General features: G+C 34.6%; 3 protein-coding genes. All 3 read left to right on the top strand.

All coding sequences use genetic code 11. The features are described 5' to 3' along the window. The first annotated feature begins 86 nt into the window (after positions 1 to 86). Entirely contained in the window at positions 87 to 293 is a 207-nt protein-coding gene (locus tag ACYVTD_RS12850) for a hypothetical protein (protein ID WP_461248140.1), read from the top strand. A gap of 36 nt (positions 294 to 329) precedes the next feature. After that, positions 330 to 899 carry a hypothetical protein gene (locus tag ACYVTD_RS12845; RefSeq protein WP_461248139.1) on the top strand — a complete coding sequence of 190 codons (570 nt, stop codon included), beginning with the start codon at positions 330 to 332 and terminating at the stop codon, positions 897 to 899. A 230-nt stretch (positions 900 to 1,129) separates the two neighbouring features. Next, positions 1,130 to 1,392, top strand: a 263-nt coding sequence (locus tag ACYVTD_RS12840; RefSeq protein ID WP_461248138.1) for a DNA methyltransferase, incomplete at its 3' end; no start/stop codon positions are given.

Raw genomic sequence — 1,392 nt, 5'->3', positions numbered from 1 at the left:
GTCTGAGACAAACCGTATTTCTTTGATTAGCGGTTATAACTCCTTACAAGAAAAATGGAGAAAGCGGTTACAACAATAATGTTTTATTGAAAACCGACGTACCAGTTGGAACATTTGAGTATGATATAATAGGAAACATGATGAAGAAAACGAGCAGTGAAAGCAAGACGTGGCGAGTGAAAAACGGAATGAAACTGAACTACAGCTTATATTACGAATATTACGACGGCGGACACAAGGCTGAAAAGATAGGGGATATGTATTATATACTACCAGTAATACATATCCCATGAAAGCGCGTAGCTGATGAATATAAGCGAGGAGGTTAAATGAAAAAGATTGCTGGAAAAATAGCTATGGTTATGGTTTTGGTAATACTGGCTAATAGTTTTATTAGTTGTTTTTCAACTATGGCTGTTAAAGATGACAAGTTTTCTTGGCTTTTTTGGACGATTCCTCTGGACATAATTACTTTACCGGTTCAATTGATTATTTTTGTAACAGGAATTTCTTTTACTGCTTATGGAGGGAAAGAGTCTCAAATATATTTGGCAAGCGCGGAGTATAACTCTTTTGCGGAGTGTTCTTATTTAAGAGAGAAAATATCCTCTTTGCCGGAAGCGGAACTTTTTTCCTTAAAGCAGACATTAAACTCTATACCTGAAACAGAATGTGATTCTACAATAGAAAAATTAACTTCCTTGTCTGAGACAAACCGTATTTCTTTGATTAGCGGTTATAACTCCTTACAAGAAAAAGAGATTATTTCTTCAATAAATAGAATAAATTCATTATCTAATAAAGAACTTGTATCTTTACTGCGGACTTTTAATTCTTTATCAGAAGATGAACTTAATTTTTTAATAGAGTCATTATTAGATATAACATCTAAAGAATAACTGATACACCTGTAGATTTTTCTTAAATTGGCAAGGTCGTTCGCCATCTCCAAAAGATTGAGTTTCCGTCTTGTGGCTTTTTGTATTACAGTCTACACATATGAATGTATTTCAGTATATAATAAATCCCTATGACCCCTGTAAACTTTAAAACAGTATTTTCCCACCCCATAAAAGACTTTTCCCCGTTTTTTCAATCAAAAAATACTGTAATTTTTAATGGGGACTGCTTGGAGATACTAAAGTCTTTCCCTGAAAATTCAATAGATATGATTTTTGCCGATCCTCCCTATATGTTGTCGAATGACGGGTTTACGTGCCAAAACGGAAAAATGGTTAATGTGAACAAAGGAAAATGGGATAAAAGCAATGGGTTTGAGAACGACACGGAGTTTCATAACGAATGGATTTCCGCTTGCAGGCGTGTTCTAAAACCAGAAGGAACAATTTGGATTTCCGGCACATATCACAGTATTTATCAATGCGGTTATCT

It is taken from the genome of Treponema sp. R6D11, assembly GCF_054786075.1.
Note: the sequence above shows the minus strand (reverse complement) of the source record. Positions and strands in the feature narration are given on the sequence as shown.

Bases quoted from the DNA above. Each gene is read 5' to 3' on its own strand.
- ACYVTD_RS12845 (WP_461248139.1), top strand. From the start codon at position 330: ATGAAAAAGATTGCTGGAAAAATAGCTATGGTTATGGTTTTGGTAATA.